At 68.5% G+C, this 22,076-nt stretch carries 20 protein-coding genes and 1 pseudogene; 10 read left to right on the top strand and 11 right to left on the bottom strand.

Annotation, left to right across the window (positions count from 1 at the left end):
* Positions 1-99 precede the first annotated feature (99 nt).
* Positions 100-1,698 (top strand): Na+/H+ antiporter, encoded by a 1,599-nt coding sequence (locus tag NP4_RS12290; RefSeq protein ID WP_067996630.1) that lies wholly within the window; start codon positions 100-102, stop codon positions 1,696-1,698.
* 98 nt (positions 1,699-1,796) lie between these two features.
* Positions 1,797-3,371 carry a cation:proton antiporter gene (locus NP4_RS12285; protein ID WP_067996626.1) on the top strand — a complete coding sequence of 525 codons (1,575 nt, stop codon included), beginning with the start codon at positions 1,797-1,799 and terminating at the stop codon, positions 3,369-3,371.
* Here NP4_RS12285 and eutC read toward each other — a convergent pair.
* Together eutC and NP4_RS12275 are read right to left on the bottom strand one after the other, a co-directional pair.
* Positions 3,368-4,141, bottom strand: a complete 774-nt coding sequence (gene eutC, locus NP4_RS12280; RefSeq protein ID WP_067996622.1) for an ethanolamine ammonia-lyase subunit EutC — start codon at positions 4,139-4,141, stop codon at positions 3,368-3,370. The two genes, NP4_RS12285 and eutC, sit on opposite strands and share 4 nt — an antisense overlap.
* Entirely contained in the window at positions 4,138-5,550 is a 1,413-nt protein-coding gene (locus NP4_RS12275; protein WP_067996619.1) for an ethanolamine ammonia-lyase subunit EutB, read from the bottom strand. The genes eutC and NP4_RS12275 overlap by 4 nt, the downstream gene beginning before the upstream one ends.
* Positions 5,551-5,800: 250 nt before the next feature.
* Between NP4_RS12275 and NP4_RS12270 the strand changes: the two genes are divergently transcribed.
* Positions 5,801-6,544, top strand: coding sequence for a rhomboid-like protein (locus tag NP4_RS12270; RefSeq protein WP_067996616.1), 744 nt, complete (start codon positions 5,801-5,803; stop codon positions 6,542-6,544).
* Between the two features lie 11 nt (positions 6,545-6,555).
* On the opposite strand, the gene NP4_RS12265 is transcribed toward NP4_RS12270, so the two are convergent.
* Genes NP4_RS12265 through NP4_RS12255 form a run of 3 tightly spaced genes read right to left on the bottom strand, consistent with a single transcriptional unit; the run spans position 6,556 to position 8,643 of the window.
* Positions 6,556-7,761 carry a cation:proton antiporter gene (locus NP4_RS12265; RefSeq protein WP_067996613.1) on the bottom strand — a complete coding sequence of 402 codons (1,206 nt, stop codon included), beginning with the start codon at positions 7,759-7,761 and terminating at the stop codon, positions 6,556-6,558.
* Between the two features lie 4 nt (positions 7,762-7,765).
* Positions 7,766-8,248: a cation:proton antiporter regulatory subunit gene (locus tag NP4_RS12260; RefSeq protein WP_067996611.1), complete on the bottom strand. Its 483-nt coding sequence runs from the start codon at positions 8,246-8,248 to the stop codon at positions 7,766-7,768.
* Positions 8,249-8,262: 14 nt separating this feature from the next.
* Complete coding sequence (locus tag NP4_RS12255; RefSeq protein ID WP_062504949.1) at positions 8,263-8,643, bottom strand: DUF952 domain-containing protein; 381 nt, start codon at positions 8,641-8,643, stop codon at positions 8,263-8,265.
* Between the two features lie 352 nt (positions 8,644-8,995).
* On the opposite strand from NP4_RS12255, the gene NP4_RS12250 reads away from it, so the two are divergent.
* From NP4_RS12250 to NP4_RS12240, 3 genes are all read left to right on the top strand, one after another.
* Positions 8,996-9,190, top strand: coding sequence for a DUF7455 domain-containing protein (locus NP4_RS12250; protein WP_067996608.1), 195 nt, complete (start codon positions 8,996-8,998; stop codon positions 9,188-9,190).
* Positions 9,191-9,395: 205 nt separating this feature from the next.
* On the top strand, positions 9,396-11,123 hold the full coding sequence (locus NP4_RS12245) for a DEAD/DEAH box helicase (protein WP_067996607.1): 1,728 nt from the start codon (positions 9,396-9,398) through the stop codon (positions 11,121-11,123).
* A 1-nt stretch (position 11,124) separates the two neighbouring features.
* A complete protein-coding gene (locus NP4_RS12240) occupies positions 11,125-11,688 on the top strand; it encodes a hypothetical protein (protein ID WP_067996604.1) in 564 nt (187 codons plus the stop codon).
* On the opposite strand, the gene NP4_RS12235 is transcribed toward NP4_RS12240, so the two are convergent.
* Positions 11,669-12,235, bottom strand: a complete 567-nt coding sequence (locus NP4_RS12235) for a class I SAM-dependent methyltransferase (protein ID WP_114755743.1) — start codon at positions 12,233-12,235, stop codon at positions 11,669-11,671. The two genes, NP4_RS12240 and NP4_RS12235, sit on opposite strands and share 20 nt — an antisense overlap.
* Before the next feature lie 55 nt (positions 12,236-12,290).
* On the opposite strand from NP4_RS12235, the gene NP4_RS42555 reads away from it, so the two are divergent.
* On the top strand, positions 12,291-13,313 hold the full coding sequence (locus tag NP4_RS42555; protein ID WP_245997987.1) for an AraC family transcriptional regulator: 1,023 nt from the start codon (positions 12,291-12,293) through the stop codon (positions 13,311-13,313).
* Between the two features lie 3 nt (positions 13,314-13,316).
* Here the strand turns inward: NP4_RS42555 and NP4_RS12225 are convergent, their stop codons facing one another.
* A complete protein-coding gene (locus NP4_RS12225) occupies positions 13,317-14,057 on the bottom strand; it encodes an SDR family NAD(P)-dependent oxidoreductase (protein ID WP_067996602.1) in 741 nt (246 codons plus the stop codon).
* Positions 14,058-14,164: 107 nt separating this feature from the next.
* On the opposite strand from NP4_RS12225, the pseudogene NP4_RS43340 reads away from it, so the two are divergent.
* Positions 14,165-14,665 (top strand): annotated as a pseudogene (locus NP4_RS43340) (TetR/AcrR family transcriptional regulator); the annotation flags it as partial.
* On the opposite strand, the gene NP4_RS12215 reads toward NP4_RS43340, so the two are convergent.
* The 3 genes from NP4_RS12215 to NP4_RS12205 form a co-directional block, all read right to left on the bottom strand.
* Positions 14,618-16,135 (bottom strand): APC family permease, encoded by a 1,518-nt coding sequence (locus tag NP4_RS12215; protein ID WP_245997992.1) that lies wholly within the window; start codon positions 16,133-16,135, stop codon positions 14,618-14,620. The pseudogene NP4_RS43340 and the gene NP4_RS12215 sit on opposite strands and share 48 nt — an antisense overlap.
* Positions 16,128-18,059 (bottom strand): primary-amine oxidase, encoded by a 1,932-nt coding sequence (locus NP4_RS12210; protein WP_067996597.1) that lies wholly within the window; start codon positions 18,057-18,059, stop codon positions 16,128-16,130. The genes NP4_RS12215 and NP4_RS12210 overlap by 8 nt, the downstream gene beginning before the upstream one ends.
* Positions 18,060-18,250: 191 nt before the next feature.
* Positions 18,251-19,966 carry a DEAD/DEAH box helicase gene (locus NP4_RS12205; protein WP_245997993.1) on the bottom strand — a complete coding sequence of 572 codons (1,716 nt, stop codon included), beginning with the start codon at positions 19,964-19,966 and terminating at the stop codon, positions 18,251-18,253.
* Between the two features lie 177 nt (positions 19,967-20,143).
* Between NP4_RS12205 and NP4_RS12200 the strand changes: the two genes are divergently transcribed.
* On the top strand, positions 20,144-21,226 hold the full coding sequence (locus NP4_RS12200; RefSeq protein ID WP_373863830.1) for a YihY/virulence factor BrkB family protein: 1,083 nt from the start codon (positions 20,144-20,146) through the stop codon (positions 21,224-21,226).
* Positions 21,227-21,254: 28 nt separating this feature from the next.
* On the opposite strand, the gene NP4_RS12195 is transcribed toward NP4_RS12200, so the two are convergent.
* A complete protein-coding gene (locus NP4_RS12195; RefSeq protein ID WP_067996595.1) occupies positions 21,255-21,488 on the bottom strand; it encodes a DUF3039 domain-containing protein in 234 nt (77 codons plus the stop codon).
* A gap of 78 nt (positions 21,489-21,566) precedes the next feature.
* Between NP4_RS12195 and NP4_RS12190 the strand changes: the two genes are divergently transcribed.
* Positions 21,567-22,007: a DUF3099 domain-containing protein gene (locus NP4_RS12190; protein WP_082875787.1), complete on the top strand. Its 441-nt coding sequence runs from the start codon at positions 21,567-21,569 to the stop codon at positions 22,005-22,007.
* Positions 22,008-22,076: the final 69 nt, after the last annotated feature.

Genomic DNA, 22,076 nt, shown 5'->3' with positions numbered 1-22,076 from the left:
GTCGTACGACTTCGCCATGGCCCAGGAACCGTGACCCGGCGGTGACTCGCCCGGATCGGTCGGTGACACTGCGGCACACCACCTGCAGACTGGTTCCTCGTGGACCAGTTGGTACTGATTGTCGTGCTCGCCTTCGCCACGATTCTGGCGCAGCCGTTGAGTCGGCGGCTGGGGCTCGCGCCCGCGGTGATCATGACCGTGTTCGGGTTGGTGCTGGCGGTGATTCCGGCGGTGCCCTCGGTGGATATCGAGCCGGAATTCATTCTGCCGCTGGTGTTGCCGCCGCTGCTGTATGCCTCGGCGCGGCGGACCTCGTGGCAGCAGTTCGCGTCGAATGCGGGGCCGATTCTGCTGCGCGCGGTCGGGCTGGTGATCACTACGGCCACCGCCGTGGCCGCGGTGTTCCACGTCTGGTATCCGGAGGTGCCGTGGGGCGCGGCATTCGCGTTGGGTGCGGTGGTCGCGCCGCCGGATCCGGTCGCGGTGAGCGCGCTGGCCGGGCGGCTCGGGTTGCCGCGGCGATTGGTGTCGGCCCTCGAGGGCGAGGGGTTGTTCAATGACGTGACGGCGGTGGTGCTCTACAACATCGGGGTGCAGGCCGTGGTCACCGGGCATTTCTCGGCGTGGCGCGCGGTGGGGGAATTCATCGTCTCGGCGGTGGTGGCGATCGTCGTCGGAGTGGTGCTGGGCTGGGCGGGCAGCAGGCTCATGCGGCGGCTCGAACAGGCCACCTGGCAGGTGGCGCTGGGACTGCTGCTGCCGTTCGCTGCGTATGGGATCGCCGAGTTCTGGCACGGTTCGGCGGTGCTGTCGGTGCTCATCTGTGCGCTGTATCTGGTTGATGCCGCAACGGATTTCAGCGACAGCGCCTATCGCGTAGTCGGCGATTCGGTATGGGAGGTCATCGATCTGCTGGTGACCGGTGTGGCGTTCGGATTGATCGGATTGGAGCTGACGACCGTACTCGACGCGGCCGGACCCGGCTGGCCGCGGCTGCTGGGCGGGACCGCGGCCGTGATCGCGGTGGTCGTGGGGCTGCGCCTGCTGTGGCTGCTCCCGACGACCGCGCTCGCCTCGCGTTTGAGACGACGCGAGGACACCGACGAGCCGCGCACCTGGCGCGAATCGATCGTCACGTGGTGGGCCGGGATGCGCGGTGTGGTCACCGTCGCGCTGGCGCTGGCCGTGCCGTTCACCACCGACTCCGGCGCATCCTTCCCGGGTCGCGATCGGGTGCTGTTCATCGCCTTCGCCGTCGTACTGTTCACGCTGCTGCTGCAGGGGCCCACCCTGCCGCTGGTGGTGCGGGCCACGCGCGTACAGGCCGACACCGAGGTCGAGCGAACCCTGGAGCGCCGCCTGTGGACTCGCATCCTGCAGGCCGAACTCGCGCGGCTCGAGCAGATCGCCGAGCGCGAGGATATGCCCGAGGAGGTGTACGCCCGGATGCGTGACGGATTCGAACGCCGCCTCGCGCGCGCCGATCCCGAGGCCGCCCAGCAGACCGACGCCGATGCCGACAAGGCGTTCGAACGCACCGTGCGCTTCACCAAGAACATGCGCACGGTGAGCGAGGAGGTCCTCGAGGCCGGTCGCGCCGAAGCCCTGGCCGCGCGCCGCGAACCCGGCGTGCCGCCGGATCTGGTCGACCGGGTGATGCGCCGCCTGGACCTGCGACCGTCCACACCGCTGTTCTGAACGGCTGAGAGCGAACTCACCGCGTCCGCGCGGTTTACACCCGACGGGCCTCAGCCCACCCTTGGCTACCTCTCAGCCACCGTCAGCAGGCTCGGGGTGTGGAGAAGTTGGTGCTGGTGTTCGTGCTGCTGTTCGCGACGATCCTCGCCCAACCGCTCGCCCGCCGCACCGGCTTGGCCCCCGCGGTGCTGATGACTCTGTTCGGCTGCGCGCTGGCCGTGACGCCGTTCGCCCCGCACACCCACATCGATCCGAATCTCATCCTCCCCCTGGTACTTCCGCCGCTGCTCTACGCCTCGGCCCGGCGCACCTCGTGGCGACGGTTCGCCGCGGACTGGGGCGCGCTCACCCTGACGGCGGTCGGGCTGGTGCTGGCCACCGCGTTCGCGGTGGCGGCGGTGGTGTGGGCCTGGCATCCGGCGCTGCCGCTCGCGTCGGCGCTGGTGCTGGGCGCGCTGGTCGCGCCGCCGGATCCGGTCGCCGTCGCGACGCTGGCCGGACGGCTGGGGCTGCCGCGGCGGCTGGTGTCCGCCCTCGAGGGTGAGGGGCTGTTCAACGATGTGACCGCGGCCGTGCTCTACACCGTCGCCGTGCAGGTGGTGGTGACCGGACGGTTCTCCGGCTGGGGCGCGCTGTGGGATCTCGTGGTCTCGGCGGCGGTGGCGATCGGGGTCGGGCTGGCACTGGGCTGGTGCGGCAGTCTGCTCACCCGCGGGCTCGCCGAGGCCAGCTGGCAGGTCGCGCTCGGCCTGCTGCTGCCCTTCGCCGCCTACGGTCTGGCCGCGGCGTGGGGTGGTTCGGCGGTGCTGGCGACGCTGATGTGCTCGCTGTACCTGAGCGAGACCGCGCTCGGATCCGGCGGCAGCGCATACCGATTGATGGGTGATTCGTTCTGGCAGATCACCGAGATGCTGGTGACCGGATTCGCGTTCGGTCTGATCGGACTCGAATTGCGCAGTGCGCTACGGGCGGTCGGGCACGAGTGGCCGACACTGCTCGGGGTGGCGGCGGCGACCATCGCGGTGGTGGTCGCGCTGCGGCTGGGCTGGCTCGGCCTGACGTGGGCGGCGTTGCATCGCTGGTGGCGTCGCACCGACGCGGACGAGCCGTACACCTGGCGCGAGACCGTGGTCACCTGGTGGGCCGGTCAGCGCGGCGTCACGACCGTGGCTCTGGCACTGGCGATTCCGTTCGCGACCGATGCGGGCGCGGCGTTTCCGGCGCGCAACGAAATCCTGTTCGTCGCCTTCGCGGTGGTGCTGTTCACCCTGCTCGTCCAGGGGCCGACACTGCCCGCGGTGGTGCGGGCGACCGGTGTGCGGGGTGATCCGGACGACGATCAGGAATTCGAACATCGCCTCTGGCACCGCATCCGCGACGCACAGCTCCTGCGACTCGACCAGGTGGCGGCCCGGGAGCGGCTGCCCGAGCAGGTGCTGCGCGATCTGCGCGACGGGTTCTCCGCTCGCCCGACCTTCGGCCTGGGCACGCAGCCACATGTCGCGGTCGGCGCCGGCCGCACCCTGCGCCTCACGGACCGAATCCAGCGCATCACCACCGAGATTCACGCCGCCGGACGCCGCGAGGCCCTGGCGGCCCGACGCGAACCCGACGCGCCCATCGAGATCGTCGATCGAGTGATCCACCACCTCGACCTGCATCGCCGCGGCTAACCCGCGTCGAGAACCGGCGCGTCGGCCTCGGACAGCACCGATCGGTCGGAGGTGTCCTTGAGGTCGACTCCCGAACGACCCAGTCGCCGTGCGCCGATCACCAGGCCCGCAGCCACTTTCGCGGCGGCCGCATAGCCGAGGCCCTCGGGCGGGTGGATATTGGACACACAGTTGCGCTCGGAATCGGCACGGCCGGGTCGGGGGCGGTGGGTGAGGTAGATGCCCAGGCTGTCGGCAACCGACAGGCCCGGACGCTCGCCGATGAGCACCAGAATCGTTGTGACGCCCAGGGCGTGGCCGATGTGATCGCCGAGGGCGACGCGGGCCTGGGTGGCGATCACCGGCGGCGCGAGTCGGAACTCCTGTCCCAGTTCATCTTTCAGCGCGGCGAGTACGGCGGGCCCGTGATCGTGCAGCGCGCGGGGCGACAGGCCGTCGGCCAGGACGAAGCCGATATCCGCACCCGTCGCCACCAGCTCCGAGAAGCCCTGTCCCGCACCGATTTCCGGCACCCGACCCAAATCGGGCCGCCGCAGATACTCCGATCGGTCCGCCGCCCGGCTGCGCACCCGCGGCGGCTCCCCCAGACCGACCCGCGCGACCCGCGCCGCGAATTCGTCCACCGCCAGCGGAGTATGCACCGCGTCGCGCGCCGCCGCGTGCGCGGCCCGGAACTCGAGCACCCGGCCCGTGGGCAGCGCATCGCCGGTGCGGCCCAAACCGATTCGCGCCTGGGTGGTACGCCGCAACTCGTCCCAGAATCCGCTCATCGCGCACCCGCCAGCGCCCGCAGCGGCGAGGACAGCGGCTCGACCTCGCGGATCCGCCCGTGCGCGTCGAGCATGCCGAGCCGATCGAGCCAGGCCGCGAATTCCGGAGCGGGCCCGAGCCCCAGCACCTTTCGCGCGTACAGCGCGTCGTGGAAGCTCAGGCTCTGATAGCCGAGCATCACATCGTCGGCGCCGGGCACCGCGATCACGAACGCCACCCCCGCCGCGCCGAGCAGGGTCAGCAGGGTGTCCATATCGTCGGAGTCGGCCTCGGCGTGATTGGTGTAGCAGACGTCCACGCCCATCGGCAGCCCGAGCAGTTTGCCGCAGAAGTGATCCTCGAGACCCGCGCGGATGATCTGCTTACCGTCGTAGAGATATTCGGGACCGATGAAGCCGACCACCGTATTGACCAGCAGCGGTTGGAATTCGCGCGCCACGGCGTAGGCACGGGTCTCCAGCGTCTGCTGATCGACCGGCCGTCCGCCGACGCCCAGATGCGCGCCCGCGCTCAGCGCCGAACCCTGCCCGGTCTCGAAGTACATGACATTGTCGCCGACCGTGCCCCGGCGCAGTGAGCGGCCCGCCTCATTCGCCTCGCGCAGCAGCGAGATGTTCACGCCGAAGCCGGAATTGGCGCCCTCGGTGCCCGCGATCGACTGGAATACCAGATCCACCGGGGCCCCGGCCTCGATCAGTTCGACGGTGGTGGTGACATGGGTCAGCACACAGGATTGGGTGGGAATGTCGAAGCGGGTGCGCACCTCGTCCAGCAGTCGCAGCAGATCGGCTGTGGCCCTGGGGGAATCGGTGGCCGGATTGATGCCGATCACCGCGTCGCCGCAGCCGAGCAGCAGGCCGTCCAGCACCGCCGCGGCGATACCGCGCGGATCGTCGGTGGGGTGGTTGGGTTGCAGGCGGGTCGTCAGCGTGCCGGGTGCGCCGACCGTGGTGCGGAATCCGGCGCGCACCCGGACGGCGCGGGCGACGGCGATCAGGTCCTGGTTACGCATGAGTTTGCTGACCGCGGCGACCATTTCGGGCGTGAGGCCCGGGGATACCGCGGCCAGTGTGTCGGCGGCGTCGTCGCGGGAACTGGTCGCGAGCAGCCAGTCCCGCAGGCCGCCGACGGTCAGATGGGCGACGGGGGCGAAAGCCGTGCGGTCGTGGGTATCGATGATCAGCCGGGTGACCTCGTCGGTCTCATAGGGGACCACCGGTTCGTCGAGGAATTTTCGCAGCGGCACCTCCGCCAGCGCCCACTGCGCGGCGGCCCGCTCGGCGTCGGATTCGGCCGCGCACCCGGCCAATTCGTCGCCGCTGCGCCGCGGGGTCGCCTTGGCCAGCAGTTCCACCAACCCGTCGAAGGTGAAGCCGATGCCGCCGAGTCGCTGCCGATACACCGTCATCCCGAACCTCCTCCACCCACACGAGCACCGGCTGCCGATTGTGATCGGCCAATGTTGCCGTCCGGTTGGCGAATGTTGCGCGCAGATGTCGCGCGGTGACCGCACTCCCAGGATGCGCCCGGGCCAGGGCATTCGAATATCCCCGGGGACTGCGATGCTCGCCACATTCGCCCTCGACGTGCCGGGTGGGACACGGTCGCCAGGGCGCGTCGGCGGGCGTGGGCGGCATCGACGGGCGAGACTTGGCGGCGTGGGCGCTTCCGTGCTGAATTACTACCGGTCCCCTTGGACCCGCACCATCGAACTCGAGGACGGGCTGCGCACGGTACGGACGTGGTGGGCGGGCCCCGCGCGCTGGTACCGCGCGGCGCGGGCGGCGCACGATCATCTCGCGGGCGCACCCGCCAGCTGCGCCTACGCGTTCACGCTGTTCGTGACGTGGTGGACGCTGCGCGGCATCAGCGATTTCGCCGGGCACCGGCTGATCCTGTCGGCCTCGACGAATCTGCACAATATGCGCCGCGATCCGGTGCAGGTACTGGTCGCCTCGGCGTTCTGGACCGAGGGCGGCTTCCCGTGGACGACCATTCTCGGCTTCCTCATCCTGATGGCCTTCGCCGAGCGATGGCTGGGCACGGTGCGCTGGATCCTCGTCTTCGCCGTCGGACACGTCTCCTCGACGCTGATCGTGGTGACCGGGATCTCGCACGCCGTCGACCGCGGCCTGATCCCGCTCAAGGTGGTCGTGGCCGCCGATGTCGGGGCCTCCTACGGCTTTTCGGCCGTCCTGGCCGCCCTCGCCTACCATCTGCGCGGCCCCGCCCGCCTGGTCTGGATCGGCGCGCTGCTGGGCTGGTTCGCCCTCGGCGCCTGGCGCGGGCGAACCTTCACCGACTACGGCCACCTCACCGCGGTCTTCATCGGCCTGCTCACCGGCCTCATCGCGGTGAGCGGAGCCCACTGGCTGGAACGCCTGCGCGATCGAAGCGAGTGAACCGTGCCGGATCAGGACTCGTGGGTCGCCGCGCGCTCCAAGGGCAGCGGCAGCGTCGCGCGGCGCTGGAACAAACGCACGGCCGGTTCGACCAGGCGCGCGGTGATGGGACCCAGCACGGCCATCAGCAGGACGTAGGCGGAGGCCAGGGCGGCCAGATCGCCCGGGACCGCGCCCACCGAGACGGCAAGGCCCGCAATGACGATCGAGAATTCGCCACGGGCGACCAGGGCCGCACCCGCGCGAGCACAGCCGAGCGGGCGGATGCCCTGCCGATGGGCCGCCCACCAACCGGTGGCGATCTTGGTCAGCGTGGTGACGACCGCCAACAGGATCGCCCAGCCCAGTACGGGCGGGATCGAGCGCGGATCGGTATTCAGACCGAAGGCCACGAAGAAGATGGCGGCGAACAGATCTCGCAGCGGCTCCAACAGTTTCGCCGCGTTCTGCGCGGTCGATCCGGAGATGGCGATGCCGAGCAGGAACGCGCCCACCGCCGCGGAGATGTTCAGCCCGGAGGCCACCCCGGCCACCAGCAACGCCGCGCCGAGCAGCTTGAGCAGGAACACCTCTCGATCGGCGCTGTCCACGATCGCCGACACATAGCGTCCGTAGCGCAGCGCGATCACCAGCACGCAGGTGATGGCCAGCATGGCGATCGCCAGCGAGCGCAACCCGGCCAGATAGCCGAGTCCGGCCAGGATGGTGGTCAGGATCGGCAGATACACCGCCATCGCCAGATCCTCGATGACCAGGATCGACAAGACCACCGGCGTCTCCCGGTTACCCAGGCGCCCAAGGTCGTTGAGCACCTTCGCCACGATCCCGGACGAGGAGATGTAGGTGACCCCGCCCATGGTGACGGCCCCGGTCGGACCCCAGCCGAGGATCAGCGCCACCGCGACGCCCGGGGTGGCGTTGGCGACCAGGTCCACGATTCCGGCCAGCCACGAGCGACGCAGCCCGGTCACCAGTTCGGGTGCGGTGTACTCGAGCCCGAGCAGGAGCAGCAGCAGCACCACGCCGATCTCACCGGCGATATGGCCGAATTCGACCGCGGATTCGAGTTCGACCACGCCCCCGCGTCCGAAGGCCAACCCGCCCAACAGGTACAGGGGAATCGGCGACATCCCGAACCGGCCCGCGACCCGCCCCAGCACTCCCAAACCGAACAGGATGCAACCGAGTTGGACGAGTGCGAGCGCGGTCGAGGTCACGCCGTCACCCGTCGGTCAGGATCTCGAGTGCGGCGTCCAGTCCATTCGGGGTACCGACCATCACCAGCAGATCACCCGAGGCGAGCACGAAGTCCGGCCCCGGCGAGGGATACACCTGCCCGGCCCGCATGACCGCCACGATGGAGGCCTTGGTCCGCGTCCGCATGCGTGTCTCGCCCAGTGCGCGACCCTGATACGGCGAGGAGTCGCCGATCGGGAGCTGCCGGGTCACGATGCCCGGCATATCGCGGTGTTCGGCGTTGAGCTTCTCCACCAGCTGCGGCGCGCCGAGCAGATTCGCCAGCACCGCCGCCTCGTCGGTGTTCAGCGGGATCTGCGCGGCGCAGGCGTCCGGGTCGTCGGGTTTGGAGATGATGAGGTCGATACCGCCGTCGCGGTGGGCGACGACCCCGATCCGGCGACCGGACCGGGCCTCGAAGTCCTTGCGTACCCCGATGCCGGGCAGCGCTGTCACGTCGACGTTCACATCTCCACCCTAGGTCAGATGCCCGAAATCTCCGGAAACACGCCGTCGGGGCCTGGTCGATACTCGGTGACCTCGACGACGGCGGCCACCGGAATCGGGCCGTACAGATGCGGGAACAACATGGCCGCCGGATCGGTCGGCACGCCGGGCTCCCATTTCACTTCGGCGGGCAATCGATCGGGGTCCAACCACAGCAGAACAAGATCTTCGCTACCAGCGAACAACCGGTTCGCCGGCAGGTGCACCTGCCCCGGTCCGGACAGGTGGATGAAACCCTCGGTTCCCAGTGATGGGGACCGGCGTTCACCCGTTCGACGTGCGGCTTCCCATTCGTCGCGGGTGCACATGTGAACCAGCATGCGCGCCTTGGCAATTGGGGCATCTGCGGCGGCCATGGCTCGACCATAACGTACGTCACAGCCCTGTGGCCTCGAAGTTTGCCGAAACCGGAGTGTGAGTGTCGGTGGGCCGGGGTAATCTGCCGACAAGACAACTGGATCGGCCTGTACCCGGAGGTGGGCGCCTTGTAACACCCCTACCGGCCATGCTGTTCGCTTTCGGCGAAATGCCTGGTCATGTTAGGGAAAACACAAAGAAACATCTCCGGGAACAAAGCCCCCGTCCCGAACGTCTGACAAAGTAGTCATTGCCACTGCTGGGAAGTAGCGGTAGCGAGCCCACGGGGGGACCGTGGGCCCCACACCCAGGCGAACGGCTTTCTGCGCCGGGAGCCAGGACGGAGGAGTCATGCCAGGAACACTGACTAGCACCCCACTGACCGCGGTCGACCGTTGCGACCGCTGCGGGGCGGGCGCGCGGGTGCGCGCGACCCTTTCCGGCGGTGGCGAGTTGCTCTTCTGCCAGCATCACGCCAATGAGCACATGGCGCGCCTGCGCGAACTCGAGGCCGTGATCGATACGGAGTCGGCACCGGCGCTGTAATCAGCTCCTTACGTCCGCTCGACAAGTGAATCCGTCAAACTGAACAAACCTCAGCGGGCGGCCCTTCAAGGGCCGCCCGCTTCGCGTTTCCCGACTCCCGGAATATCTCTACAATGTACAGAGTTACATTGCTCGACACGCTGTACGAGATGAAGAGGGGCCGACCCTGCGCACCACGCAAGCCACCTATCTACCCGACCGCCACCTGTTCGCCCTGTGGACCTGGACCGGCCGAGGCCCCGCGGCCCGCGACGATGCGGAACCGATCGAGCTGGTCGTTCCCAGCGCCGAGAGCGGGTTCACGACGACGCAGGTGCCCTGCATGCTGGTCGAGCCGCGGCGATTGGCCGAACCAACGGACGAGCAACCCGGGGCGTCGCTCGCGGCGTGGCGGGACGCCCTGAGCGGCGCGCTGGATCCCGACACGCTGCCCATGGCCGGACACGCGGTCCCGAATGCACATGGGACGGCCGTTGTTTCGGCCGAACGGGCCGTGCGGGCGTATACCGAGACCCAGGCCGTCGCGGCCGAGATGCGGGCGGGATTGACGGTCGAACTGCGGCCGTATCAGACGCGCGGAATCGCCTGGTTGCGGGAGACGACCGCGGCGCACGGCGGGGCGGTGCTGTCGGATGAGATGGGCCTGGGAAAGACCGTGCAGGCCATCGGCTTTCTGCTCGGGCGCGCGGGGCTCGGACCGCAGCTGGTGATCTGCCCGACCTCGCTGGTCGGGAACTGGGTGCACGAGATCGAGCGCTTCGCCCCCGAACTGCGGCCGATCGCCTGGCGCGGCGGCGCGCTCGCGGCCGAGGCGGGCACGATCGTGGTCACCGGCTATCCGACGCTGCGCGGCCACGGCGCGACGCTGGGCGAGAACGAGTGGGCGACGGCGGTTTTCGACGAGGCGCAGGTGCTGAAGAATCCGCGGACCCAGGTGGCCCGGGCGGCGCGGGCGATTCGGGCCGCCGCCCGGGTGGCCCTGACCGGCACGCCGGTGGAGAACCATCTCGACGAGCTGTGGGCGCTACTGAATCTGGTCGTCCCCCAGGTGTTCACGCACAAGGCCCAGTTCCGCCGCCGTTTCGTACGGCCGATCCACGAGGGCTCCTTCGAGGCGGTGCTGTGCCTGCGTGACACCCTGGAGCCGATCGTGCTGGGCCGCAGGAAATCCCAGGTGGCCGCCGCGCTGCCGCCAAAGATCCACTGCGATCTGATCTGCGATCTCACCGACGAACAGCAGCGCCGCTACGACGAGCTGCTGGCCCGCGCCGAGGCCGAGGGTTTCGGCGCCGGCGCGCAGCGACACAGCCGGGTGCTGGCGGCACTGACCGGACTCAAACAGGTCTGCAACCATCCGGGCCTGGTCGACGACGATCTGACCGAACTGCCCGGCCGCTCCGGCAAATTCGACATCTGCTTCGACATCCTGGCCAACAATCTCGAACAGGACTCCCCCACCCTGATCTTCACCCAGTACCGCCGCACCGGCGAACTGCTGGTTCGCCACTGCGCCGAACGGTTCGGCGTGCGCGCGCCGTTCTTCCACGGCGGCTTGGACGCCGCCGAACGCCGCGAGATCGTCACCGAGTTCCAGTCGACCGACGGCCCTCCGATTTTGGTGCTGAGCCTGCGCGCCGCGGGCACCGGTCTGACCCTGACCCGAGCGGCCGATGTCATCCACTTCGACCGCTGGTGGAATCCGGCCGTGGAGGCGCAGGCCTCCGATCGCGCGCACCGCATCGGCCAGACCCGTCCGGTCACCATCACCACACTCACCACCGGCACCACCGTCGAGGAGCACATCGCCGCGATGCACGAGCGCAAATCCGCGCTCGCCGATCTCGGTGCGGCCCAGGCGAATATCGTCGCCGCCCTGGCCCGCCTGGACGACGACCAGCTGCTGGAGATCCTGCGCCGGAAGCGAGGCAACTGAATTGGCCGACAACGAATTCGGATACACCAGCTGGGGTCTGGACTGGGTGCGCCTGGCCGAACCGCTCACCCTCACCCGCCCCGAACCGCTACTGCCCCGCGCCCGCAGCATCGCCCGCCACGGCGGCGTCGTCCTGCGCTGCGACGCGACCGGGGTGCGCGCGAGCATTCACCGCGGCGGCCAGGCCTCGGTGACCCATCTCGAGATCGCGCCCATGCCGGGAAGGACCATCGCCGCTGTCGCCGAACACATTCCGGCCGACACGGTCGAGCTGTCCGACGCCCTGCACGACACCCTCGCGGCCGCGGGCCTGACCGTCGCGCCCCGACTGACCTCCAGCGACTGCTCCTGCTCGGCCCGCACCCCGCGCTGCCTGCACTATCTGGCAACCTGTTACGCCCTCGCCCGACAGGTGGACGAGAATCCCCGGCTGGCGCTGGAACTACAGGGCTTTCGGCGAGACCGCATCGACGAGCCCGATCCCGAGGCCCCGCCGCCGCGCTGGACGCCCCTCGAGTCCATCGATCCCGCAACCTATTTCGCCGTCAGGGCCGTCGCGCGCTGAAGCGGAAGCTGCCGACCCCGCTCTCCACCTTCACATCGGTGAACCCCGCGCGGGTCAGGCGCTCGGGCAGGGTGGCGGGCGGGACCGGGACGCAGGTGTCGCCCAGGTGCACCAGCCGGAAGGCGAAACGGTCCAGCCCGTCGCTGCCCGCGAACACCCCACCCGAGCGCAGGACGCGGAACGCCTCGGCGAAGACCGCGTCCTGCAGGGTGGGGGTCGGCACGTGATGCAGCATGGTGAAACTGACCACCGCGCTGAATTCCCTGTCCGGCAGCGGCATTGCCGCGCCGTCGCCGTCGATCACCCGGATCCGGCCCGCGTGCCGATCGCGCAGCCGGGCCGCCAGCGCCGGATCGATCTCCACGCCGGTCAATTCGGGCGTCCGCTCCCGCAGGGCACGGATATTCGCGCCGTAGCCGGGGCCGATCTCGAGGGTGGCATCGCCGAGTTCGACCTCGTCCAAGACCCACGGAATGATCTGGGTGGCACTGGTCTTCTCCCAGCGCGCGGAGCTGCAGAGCCAGCGGTGCAAAAGGTTCATAGCCATGGCCATGACGTTAGGCAACCCTAAGCATGACCGCGAGACGCTACGCTGACAGATCATGTCGCTCAACGGTCAAGCTCCCCTGGTCGCCGCCGCCACCGGCCCGACCGCCATGGTGCTCGGCTCCGGCACCCTGCCCGCGGGCCACTGGTTCGACCAGCACCGCCATCCCCAGCACCAAATCGCCTGGGCCTCACGGGGAGTCCTCGCGGTACAGATCGACGGGGGCATCTGGGTGCTGCCACCGACCCGCGCGCTGTGGATCCCCGGCGGCATCGCACACCGCACGGGAACCTCGGCCGGAGCGGATATGCGCGGCATCTTCATCGAGCCCGACCGCTGCCCGATCGACTTCCCGACCCCGACCCTGCTGCGCGTGGGCCGACTGCTGCACGAGCTGTTCGACTACCTCACCGCCGACAGCGTGCTCCCCGGCCCGACCCACACCCCCGCCGAGTCGCGGGAGATATCAGTTCCCACAACCACATCGAGCACCACACCTACTCGATCGCCCGACCCCGACGCCACGCACGAACCCGTACGGCCACCCGATACGCCCGACCCCGACCCCGACTCCGCACGTGTACCCGCCCGGCCACCCGGCAGCACGAGCGGGGCCACCCCCGCGCACCCGCGAGTCCGAACGCACGGCCGCGACGGCGACCGCACTCCCATGGCGAACGCGGAGGATCGGCGGCGGCGGGGCGAGGCGGTGGTGTTCGACCTGATCGAACCGGTCGAGGTGATTCCGGTCGGCGCCCCGCTGCCGTCCGATCCGCGTGCGCGGGTGGTCGCCGAGGCGCTGCTGCGCCATCCGGCCGACGATCGGACGCTGGAACAGTTCGCCCCGCTGGCCGCCGCGAGCCCGCGCACCCTGGCTCGCGCGTTCCTGGCCGAGACCGGAATCACCTTCGGGCAGTGGCGGACTCAGATCCGCCTGGCCGCCTCATTGCCGCTGCTGGCGGCCGAACTGCCGGTGGCCCGGATCGCCGAGCGGGTCGGATACAGCACCCCGAGCGCCTATGTGGCGGCCTTCCGGCGGGCCGTGGGCATATCACCCGGGCGGTACTTCGCGCGCTGAGGTTCAGGAGTTGGTGCCGCTGTCGACCGTCAGCGTGGTGCCGGTGATGCTGCGCCCGGCGGGCGAGGCCAGGAAGGCCACCGCGGCGGCGATATCGTCGGGGCTGCCGTAGCGGCCGAGGGCATTGAACTGAAGCTGTTGCGACGCATGGTCACCGCCCGCCGGATTCATATCGGTATCGGTCGACCCGGGCTGCACCAGATTCACGGTGATACCGCGCGGGCCCAGCTCCCGGGCCAGCGCGCGGGTGAAACCGTTGAGCGCCGATTTGCTCAGGTTGTACAGCGAGACGCCGCCGAAGATCGCGCGCTCGGACAGATTCGAACCGATGCTGACGATGCGACCGCCGTTGGGCATATGCGCCACCGCCGCCTGCGCGGCCACGAATGCCGCGCGCGCATGGATATTCAGCGCGGCATCGATCTCCTCGACGGTGAACTCCTCGAACGGCTTGGCCGGGAAGATGCCCGCGTTGTTGACCAGGATGTCGAGCCGTCCCAACTCCTCGGCGGCGCGATGCACGGCCGCGGTGGTCTGCGCGGCGTCGGCGCTGTCGGCCCGAATGGCCAACCCGCGACGACCGTGCGCCTCGATCTCGGCGACCACCTTGCGGGCGCCCTCCTCGTCGCTGCGATAGGTCACGGCCACATCGGCGCCACCGGCGGCGAGCTGACGGGCGATGGCCGCACCGATACCCCTGCTGCCACCCGTCACGAGGGCCGCGGTGCCGGTCAGATCGATCATCGGAAACTCCCTTAATTTTGTGTCGATCAGTACATAAATACCCAAACAGATGCCGCGTCGACGTGTCAAGAGGTATATTTAACGATCGATACAGAAAGGATCCGGCCATGGCCGAACGCGGACGCCCCCGGGCCTTCGATCGCGCGCAGGCGCTGCGCAGCGCGATGGAGGTCTTCTGGGAGCACGGCTTCGAGGGTGCGTCTATGAGCGATCTCACCGGGGCGATGGGGATCAACTCCCCCAGCCTGTACGCCGCCTTCGGCAGTAAGGAGCAGCTGTTCCGCGAGGCAGTGGACCTCTACGGCCGCACCGACGGCAGCTACACCGCCCGCGCCCTGCGCGAGCAGCCGACCGCCCGCCACAGCATCGAGGCCATGCTGCGCGACAATGCCAAGGCCTATTCCGAGGAGACCACCCCGCGTGGCTGCATGGTCGTACTGGCCGGGTCCACCTACACCACCCGCAATACGGCCATTCGCGACTTCCTCATCGAAAAGCGCAGGCACACAACCGATGACATCCGCGCGCGCCTGGATCGCGGCATCCTCGACGGCGATCTGTCAGCCGACGTCGATACCGCCGAGCTGGCCGACTTCTACGCCACGGTCCTGTTCGGCCTGTCCATCAAGGCCCGCGACGGCGCGGACCTGACTCACCTCCAGCGTTCGATCGACCGCGCGATGGCCGCCTGGCCCACCGAGATTCCGGCCTGAACGCCACCCCACGACCGCACCGGCCAGGAACACCACGCCCACCACCGCGAGCAGAATATCGGCGACGGTCCGGGAGCCGCCGACGAGAATCGCGAAGTTACGCAACACCATAGCCGTCACCAGCAGCAGGCAGGCCGTGCCGAGCACCGGCGCCACCCGGCTGTGCCACCATCGCCGATCCAGGCCGGTGCGCCGGAAGAAGACCACGACCGCGACGCTGGTCAACGCCATCAGGATCAGGATCGCCACGGTCGCCAACCCGGCCAACCAGGTGAACAGCTGCCGCACCGGATCCGCGCCCGCCACCGCGAACGCGCCGACCACCAGCACCGCCGACACCGTCTGCGCGAGCGAGGCCCGATGCGGCGAGCCGTGCCGAATATGAATGCGCCCCAGTGCGATATGACCGAACCCATCGCGCGCGAGCGCGTACAGATACCGGGCGATCGCGTTGTGGAACGCCAGCAGCGCCGCGAACAGACTCGTCACCAACATGAGCTGCAGGACATCCGCGGCCGGACCGCCGAGAAATCGCGCGGCCGCGGTGAAGGTCAGCCCCGAGGGATCACCATCGGCCGCGGCCGTCACCTCGTCGTCGCCGAACGCGAGCACGATGGCCCAGGCCGCCAGGGCGTACACCAGTCCGATCACGAGCACCGCCGCATAGGTGGCCACCGGAACCGCGCGCCGCGGATTGCGCGCCTCCTCGCCGTAGATGGCCGTCGCCTCGAAGCCGATGAACGAGGCGATCGCGAACATCAATGCGACACCGGGCGATCCGCTCAGGAACGCCGACGGCGTGAACGACACGGTATCGACCCCATGCGCGCCCCCGCGCATCAGCACCGCCGCCGCCAGCACGAGAATGATCCCGATCTCGAGCACCAGCAGCACCCCGAGCACCTTCGCCCCGAGTTCGATATTGCGATATCCGAGCACACCCACCAGCACGATCAATATCGCGGCGCAGCCGGGCCACGACACCTGCGGTCCGCCGTAGCGCAGCACCACATCCCGCACGGTCGCCGCGGCCAATCCGTAGATCGCGGCCTGAATCGCGGTGTAGGTCAACAGCGCCAGCCCGGCCGCTCCCAAGCCCCAGGCCGCGCCGAGCCCGCGCCGGATATAGGCGTAGAACGCCCCCGCGTCGACCATATGCCTGCTCATCGCGGTATATCCGACGCTGAAGATCAGCAGCACCACGGCCACGACCAGATAGGCGGTCGGCGAACCCGCACCGTCGCCGAGCGCGATCATCACCGGTAACGCTCCGCCGACCGAGGTGAGCGGCGCGGCGGCGGCGATCACCAGGAATACGATGCCGACAATCCCCATCGACCCGCGCAGGCCCGTGGTCTCACTCATCGTGTTCTCCTGAGCAGCAATGACTTTGCCGTGTCGCGGGCACGTCGAGCGTGGGATTGCGATCGAAGAAGCCGACCGGCTTCAAGGTGAATCCGGTGTAGTCGACCGGCATGATCGGCCAGTCCTCCGGCCGCGGAAAATGCGTGAGCCCGAAGGTGTGCCAGACCACCAGATCCTCATCGGCGATCGGGCGATCGGCCGCCGCATAGCTGGGCAGCCCGGCCCCACCGGGGTGTTGATTGACGAAATCGCCTGCGGCATACCGCTCGCCGGGATCGTAGGCGGTGACCCAGAGGCTCCTGGTGGCGAAGGCCGCCCGCCGGGCGATCGACGATCCCTCGGCCGCGAGCAGCGTCTCCCGCCCCTCCGGATACAGCGCGTAGCCGACCGGACGGCCGTACCGATTGGCGACCGCGGCATTGACGATATGCCAAGCCCGGCCGACGCGATTGTCGGCGAGCCGCTGTGCCTGCGATTCCCGCACCAGCACCGTGCGCTGCTGGGTGAACGCGTTGCCGTGCGGATTGTCGCGGCAAATCGGAATTCGTTGTGTCTGAACTTCTTCCACGCGATTGCGATGTCCGTCGATCATCATGTCCAGCCGCGCGCTGAACAGATGCTGATGACACGGCGCGCCGAGCCCCGGCGCGATCTCGGTGGCGTACAGATAGCCGGGCCCGGGATAGGCGGAGGTGAATACGATTCCGGTCGCCTTGACCTCGAATTCGATCGTGCCGTCGAGGTAGAGGTACCAGAAGAAGCCGTAGTCGTAATTGCCGACGGTGGTGAAGAACGAGATCACCAGCCGCCGCTGGCGGCGCACCTCGCGCGAGCCGGTCCACAGATCGGTGTGCTTCCACAGCACCCCGAAATCCTCCTCGTGCATGCAGATCGCATTGCGCAGCACGCGTGGGCGGCCGGATTCGTCGGCGAGCACCGCGGAGAAATACGTGATGTCGCCCAGGCAGTCGCAGCCGAGTTCGAGCGCGTTGGCATAGCGGCCGACCAGGTACTCACCGGTGTCGAAGTAGTTCTGCCACGATCGCACGGGTGACGGATCACCGTAGGGCACAACCATTTCCGAGATCGATGCCCGGTGGATGATCGGCCGCAGCCGATCACCGTCGCGAAATCCGATCTGATGCAGCACCAGTCCCTCGCGCGCGTCGAAACCCACCCGCAGCGACCACTTCTCCCATTCGACGAGATTGCCGTCGACGGTGAAGCTCGGGCCCTGCGGCTGGGTGATCTCGATGGGCCGCTGGGTAGCGCGTGGGAGGCCGGTCACCTCGGGATCGTCGAAGTCGCCGGATTCGGCGGGCACCGGCAGGGGTCCGGTGTCGATGACCCGCAACACCTTCCGATCCATCACGTCCACGAAGGCGACCAACCCGTCGATCGGATGCGCCCAGGGGTGGTCGCGGTCGCGCGGCTGATGAAACGCCAGCCCGCGAAGGATCCGGCGGCCCTCCTCGCCGGAGTAGTCGAACACACCGGCCGATAACGGCGCGACACGCACCCGCGCGACATCGAGATCGCGCACCGCCAACGCCGCCAGCCATTCCGGATCGGTCGCCAGAATTTCCTCCACGAGGCCGAATTCCTCGTCCAGCACCGGCAATTGGCCGTCGGTAACCGCATTCAGCAAACGCCGGGAAATCACTTCCCGCGTCGTCAGCGAAACCACCAGATCCATCGAGTTCGGACGATCCACATCGTGCAGCAGCACCCGGAACCGCCGCTCGATCGCCTCGGGCCGCTCGTACAGCAGATATTTGTCCGGCTCGTCGAGTCCGACATAGACGAATCGCGTGGTCTCCCCGACCAATCCGGCCTCGACCACGATCGAGCGGACGTCATCGATCTCGGCCTCGATCGGCAGCGCCAGCGGATGATCGACCCGCAGCGGGGTGAGCGTGGGCATGCACTACTCCTTCCGGCTCCCACGTCCACCGGAACCCGAGCGCTCGGTGTAGCCGGAAGTGTGTGGCTCTACGAATGTTGGACAACAACGTAGACGTGAATTAATACCGTCCGGAAGAAATTATCGGTTACATCTCAGTTAATGTTTGCGCACATCGAAAACGCGTCAATTCGGACACCGGCCCGACATGCTCACATGCGCCGCAGTGCCGCAATCCGCTCGGTCAGCTGATCGGCCGTCGCCAGGGCCGTCGGCGGACCACCGCATTCGCGGCGTAGCTCGCCGTGGATCACCCCGTGCGGCTTTCCGGTGCGATGGTGATGCATGGCGACCAGGCTGTTGAGCTCGCGGCGCAGCTCGCCCAGGCGATCGGCGGTGGCGATGCGTTCGGCCGCGGCCGAGGCGTTGGGCCCGGAGACCGGGACCGCGGCCACCGCGGCGCTGCGCTCCTTGATCTGGCGGGTCTGCCGATCGCGCAGCAGCGCGCGCATCTGCTCGGCGTCGAGCAGGCCCGGGATGCCGAGGTAGTCGGCCTCCTCGTCGCTGCCGGAGAAGGTGGCCGTACCGAACGAGTCGCCGTCGTAGATCACCTGATCCAGTTCGGCGTCGGCGGCCAGGGCGACGAATTTGCGCTCCTCCTCGCCGGGCTCGTCCTTCTGCTTGTTGGCATCGGCGAGCAGCTCGTCCTCGAGCATCTCCTTCTGCCGATGCGGTTTACCGATGACGTGATCGCGCTGCACCTCGAGCTGCGCGGCCAGATCCAGCAACACCGGCACCGACGGCAGGAATACGCTCGCGGTCTCCCCCGACCGGCGCGCACGCACGAAGCGGCCGATCGCCTGCGCGAAATACAGCGGGGTCGAGGCGCTGGTCGCGTACACGCCGACGGCCAGTCGCGGCACGTCCACACCCTCGGACACCATGCGCACCGCGACCATCCACGGATCGGTATTGGCCGCGAACTCGCCGATCCGCTTCGAGGAGGTCGGATCGTCGGACAGCACCACCGTGGGCTTACTGCCCGAAATATGTTCCAGCAGTTCGGCGTAATCGCGCGCCTTGTCCTGATCGGTCGCGATGACCAGACCGCCCGCATCGGGCATTCCGGTGGCGCGCAACTGCTTGAGACGGGTGTCGGCGGCGAACAGCACCTTCGACATCCAGTCCCCGGCCGGGTCCAGCGCGGTCCGCCAGGCCCGGGCGGTGTGTTCGGCGCTCAGCGGCTCGCCCAGGCGGGCGGAATACTCGTCGCCCGCGCTGTCGCGCCAATGCGCCTCACCGGAGTAGGCAAGAAACACCACGGGCCGCACGACGCCGTCGGCCAGGGCCTCGGAGTAGCCGTAGGTGTAATCCGCGCGCGAGCGCGGGAAGCCGGATTCGTCGGATTCGTAGCTGACGAACGGGATCTGCGAATCGTCGCTGCGGAACGGGGTACCGGTCAGCGCGAGTCTTCGGGTCGCGTCCCCGAAGGCCTCGTCGACCGCCGCGCCCCAGCTCTTGGCGTCGCCCGCGTGGTGGATCTCGTCGAGAATGACCAGCGTGCGGCGGTTTTCGGTGCGTACGCGATGTTTGAACGGATGCGAGGCCACCTGGGCATAGGTCACCACGACACCGTGATAGTCGCCGGAGGTGCCGCCGGTGGAGTTGGAGAAGTTGGAGTCCAGCGCGATACCCAAGCGCGCGGCCGAACCCGACCACTGGTGTTTGAGGTGTTCGGTCGGTGCGACGACCGTGATCTGGTCGACGGTGCGATCGGCCAGCAGTTCCGAGGCCAGTCGCAGCGCGAAGGTCGTCTTACCGGCGCCGGGCGTCGCGACCGCGAGGAAGTCGCGTGGCTTCGTCGTCAGATATTTGGTGAGAGCCCTGCGCTGCCATGCACGTAACGAACCGCCACCACCCGAAGTCACTCCAGAGAGGTTAGCGATTGCCCCCGACACGTTTCCAGTCCGACGCGGTGTCGCGCTGGATAACCGCTCCCGACGTGTCGCATTCCACGCGACCGCGCGTGTCGCGTACCCCCCGGAGCATTGTGTTCGAGAACACCGGCGAAACGTTTTGCCACTGGTGCGGTATTCGGAGTCTCGGTGAGCAATGCTGGAGACATCATGCAGACACCCGGCCGCCATCCACTCCACGTCGCCGCGCTCGAGGCGGTCGCGGTCGCCGGGCATCGCACCGGACAGGCCGCGCGGCGCGGCGGACAGCTCACTTTGCGGGTGATCGTGAAGGCCTGGGACGATTCGATCTTCACCAAATCCGCGGCCGCGGCGTTCTGGCAGACCCTGTCGCTCGCGCCGCTGCTGCTCGGGCTGCTCGGCAGTCTCGGCTATGTGGGCGGCTGGTTCGGACCGGACACCGTGCACATCGTCGAGGCGAAGATCATCAGTTTCAGTCGGAACCTGTTCAGCGGCAATGTGGTCGACGATCTGATCGCGCCGACGGTGCGCGATGTGCTGCAGCGCGGGCGCGGCGCGGTGGTGTCGGTGGGCTTCGTCCTGTCGCTGTGGGCGGGTTCGTCGGCGATGTCGACCTTCGTCGATTCGATCGTGGCCGCACACGGGCAGGCCGAGGCCCGGCATCCGGTGTGGCAGCGGCTGTTCGCGCTGTGGCTGTACGTACTGTTCCTGGTGATCGCGGTATTCGTGCTGCCGCTGGTGGCAATCGGGCCGACACTCGTCGGGCGGGTGCTGCCCGGCAGTTGGCGCGAACCCGGACTGCGCTTGATCGACGCGTTCTACTACCCGGGCACCGGACTGCTGCTCATCGTCGGACTGACCACGCTCTACAAACTCGCCCTGCACCGCTCGCTGCCGTGGCACCGACTGTTCGGCGGCGCGGTGGTGGCGGGCGTGTTCTTCATGGCCGCCAGCGAGGGACTGCGTCAGTACCTGTCCTGGGTCACGCGCACCGGCATCAGCTACGGGGCGCTGGCCACCCCGATCGCCTTCCTGCTGTTCACATTCTTCCTGGGCTTCGCGGTCATCCTCGGCGCGGAATTCAATGCGACCGTCCAGGAATTCTGGCCCGCCCGAGCCAGCCGTCTCACTCGCATCGGCTACTGGCTGACCCGCAAACTCCGTTCGGCCGTCCCCCGCGCGATCTCCGGCGAACCGGAGCCGAAGCACCCGTCGAAGGACAAGCCGGAGCCCCTGCGCAGCGTCTCCTAGGACCGCGCAGCGGCTCACAAGAGTCGACTCACTCCTTGCGCAGCGATTCGTAGATGCGCTTGCACTCCGGGCAGACCGGCGAGCCGGGCTTGGCGGAACGGGTGACCGGGAACACCTCGCCGCACAGGGCCACGACATGGGTGCCCATGACGGCGCTCTCCGCGATCTTGTCCTTCTTCACATAGTGGAAGTACTTGGGGATATCGCTGTCGGTCGACTCGTCGGTGGTCGTATCCGGGCGAACCAGGGTATCGGTGCTCACCCGTCCATGATGCCAAATCCGTGCTCCGCCGCCGCCACCCCGTGTGCATTCGATCTTGTGGAGTGGAAGACTCGAGGCATGCAGCGTGACGGCGATGTCCCCGATGCCGAGAGCCGCGACGACGAGGTTCACCCCGAATTCGAGATCCACCCCCCGGGTTCCATTCCCCGACCCCCCAAGCGCAGCGAAGGGTACTTCCCGGGCGAGAACAGCCATCCCGTTCTGATCACCGAGGCCGCGCCGTCGCTGGAACAGCAGCATCGCGCTCGGGTCCGCCGCTATCTGCTGATCATGGGATTCCGCATTCCATGCCTGCTGCTGGCCGCCTTCGCCTACGGCCTCTGGCACAACTGGCTGATCTCGCTGATCATCATCGGCATCTCCCTGCCCCTGCCGTGGATCGCGGTGCTGATCGCCAACGACCGGCCGCCGCGCCGCAAGGACGAGCCCAGCAGATGGGACGAGCGCCGCGCGGCCAAGGCTTTGGAATCGGGTCAGCACCGCGCGATCGACGGCTGACGCCGAAGGGCCCCGACCGTACGGCCGGGGCCCTTCGTCTCGCAGGCCGGGCATCGAAGGGGCGATGCA

It is taken from the genome of Nocardia pseudobrasiliensis NBRC 108224 (assembly GCF_001613105.1).
Classification (GTDB): domain Bacteria; phylum Actinomycetota; class Actinomycetes; order Mycobacteriales; family Mycobacteriaceae; genus Nocardia; species Nocardia pseudobrasiliensis.
This window is presented reverse-complemented; position numbering and strand designations above follow the sequence as displayed.

Bases quoted from the DNA above. Each gene is read 5' to 3' on its own strand.
- NP4_RS12210 (WP_067996597.1), bottom strand. From the start codon at position 18,059: ATGCCCACGCTCACCCCGCTGCGGGTCGATCATCCGCTGGCGCTGCCG.
- NP4_RS42555 (WP_245997987.1), top strand. From the start codon at position 12,291: ATGTCGCTCAACGGTCAAGCTCCCCTGGTCGCCGCCGCCACCGGCCCG.
- NP4_RS12235 (WP_114755743.1), bottom strand. From the start codon at position 12,235: ATGGCTATGAACCTTTTGCACCGCTGGCTCTGCAGCTCCGCGCGCTGG.
- NP4_RS12215 (WP_245997992.1), bottom strand. From the start codon at position 16,135: ATGAGTGAGACCACGGGCCTGCGCGGGTCGATGGGGATTGTCGGCATC.
- eutC (WP_067996622.1), bottom strand. From the start codon at position 4,141: ATGAGCGGATTCTGGGACGAGTTGCGGCGTACCACCCAGGCGCGAATC.
- NP4_RS12190 (WP_082875787.1), top strand. From the start codon at position 21,567: ATGCAGCGTGACGGCGATGTCCCCGATGCCGAGAGCCGCGACGACGAG.
- NP4_RS12275 (WP_067996619.1), bottom strand. From the start codon at position 5,550: ATGACGGTGTATCGGCAGCGACTCGGCGGCATCGGCTTCACCTTCGAC.
- NP4_RS12225 (WP_067996602.1), bottom strand. From the start codon at position 14,057: ATGATCGATCTGACCGGCACCGCGGCCCTCGTGACGGGTGGCAGCAGG.
- NP4_RS12250 (WP_067996608.1), top strand. From the start codon at position 8,996: ATGCCAGGAACACTGACTAGCACCCCACTGACCGCGGTCGACCGTTGC.
- NP4_RS12255 (WP_062504949.1), bottom strand. From the start codon at position 8,643: ATGGCCGCCGCAGATGCCCCAATTGCCAAGGCGCGCATGCTGGTTCAC.